This is a genomic window from Klebsiella sp. JB_Kp042, from assembly GCF_040065275.1.
Classification (GTDB): Bacteria; Pseudomonadota; Gammaproteobacteria; order Enterobacterales; family Enterobacteriaceae; genus Klebsiella; species Klebsiella quasipneumoniae.
Map to the genome: position 1 here is coordinate 1 of NZ_JBEAJL010000072.1, position 1574 is coordinate 1574.

The 1574-nt window shown below is 46.9% G+C and carries 1 protein-coding gene; it reads left to right on the top strand.

The annotated features are described in order from the left end of the window. Nucleotides 1–289 precede the first annotated feature (289 nt). Nucleotides 290–1174 carry a RepB family plasmid replication initiator protein gene (locus ABLV54_RS13205; protein ID WP_004186900.1) on the top strand — a complete coding sequence of 295 codons (885 nt, stop codon included), beginning with the start codon at nucleotides 290–292 and terminating at the stop codon, nucleotides 1172–1174. The last annotated feature ends 400 nt before the right edge of the window (nucleotides 1175–1574 follow it).

Consider the following 1574-nt stretch of genomic DNA (forward strand, 5'->3'; position numbering starts at 1 on the left):
GGCTTATGAAGACATTACTAACATCGGGGTGTACTAATCAACGGGGAGCAGGTCAAAAGGACAAAAAGGACTAATAAAAGAATAACGTTTTAGTGAGGCCTTGAACTACGGGCCTCTCAGGCCATCTCTGTCAACGCTGGCGGGTATTCTATCATTGCTGGCAGGTGAACCATCATCGCCAGAGGGTATACCATCAATGCTAACGGGGCAATTATCATCGCCAGAGGGTAGATTTTATCAACGCCAGCGGGTAATCTGGTAAAAATATCCACATCCGGGATTTTATAAAATGGCCAATGATAACAATCAGTTAGCGCTAATCATCACTGAGCAAGATAAAAGTTCTGGTGAAGTTATACATTTGGTTCCTAACTCAAAACAGAGTATTCAACCCAAATCGCTACTGCGATTGGGGGTCTTTGTTCCGACAGTCAAGGATGGCAGTGACCCTATGGCACGAGGTCATGTCATCGATGCAACGACTGAGTTGTGTCGTCTTTCTTCTATCGCTGGAGAGGGGTACGAAAAGATTAGTATTTTTGGGCCCAGGCTTGATATGGATACGGATTTCAAAGTCTGGCTAGGGATCGTGGACACACTCGCCAACACATTTCTTGAGCCTGATGGGACTGTTAGGGTCAATTTTATTGATTTTGCTTTCAGTTGTGGGCTTGCTACAAAACGAGTTGATTCAAGGTTAAGGAAACGTTTTAGCGACTCACTGACACGGATCCAGCACACCCATTTCCAGTTCATCAAAAACTCAACAGTAGAAGGGAAAAAAGTAAAGATCGACATGAGCCTGGTGTCTACTTCTTACTATGATGAGGGAACCGATGAGGTCATTATCAGGCCAAATCCGGATTTGAATACTCTGTATCGTGTCGACGGGAAGACCCGACTTTACTTAAAAATATTGAAGACCCTGTCTCGAAAAGAATCAGCCCAGGCACTGTATCTTTATCTAGTTGAATTACCTGACCATTTTTATCGCATTGGATTCGACCGCTTAAGAGAACGGTTGCAGCTGACTTCACACAAAGGTGCTCAGAATGCGACGATAAAAAAAGCGTTAGAGCAACTGGATGAAGCTGGTTTTTTAAAATACACGATAGAAAAAAATCGTGGGGATTATGTACTGGTCATTCTTAGTCGAAACAAAAAAGTTACCTGAGTTATTTACGTAAAATCAGTCATTTACATTACACACTGACTCCAGAGTGTAATTTTAAGAGTTCGGGTTTTTAGCTAACGCAGCAAACCGAACCAGGTAATTACCCTCCAGGGATGAGGCTTTACACCAGCAGCGCCCTGTTTACCCGCCAGCGTTGAAGATGACCACCAGCAGCGACCACGCTTACCCGTCAGCGTTGAGGATGACTACCGGCAGCGGTCCCGTTTACCCGCCAGCGTTGAGGATGAGCACCGGCAGCGGATCCGTTTACCCGCCAGCGTTGAGGATGAGCACCGGCAGCGGCCCCGCTTACCCGCCAGCGTTGAGGATGAGCACCTGCAGCGGCCCACTTTCCCCGCCAGCGTTGAGGATAGCCACCGTCAGCGGCCCCGTTTACCCG

Coding starts and splice junctions, on each gene's coding strand:
- ABLV54_RS13205 (WP_004186900.1), top strand. CDS start 290: ATGGCCAATGATAACAATCAGTTAGCGCTAATCATCACTGAGCAAGAT.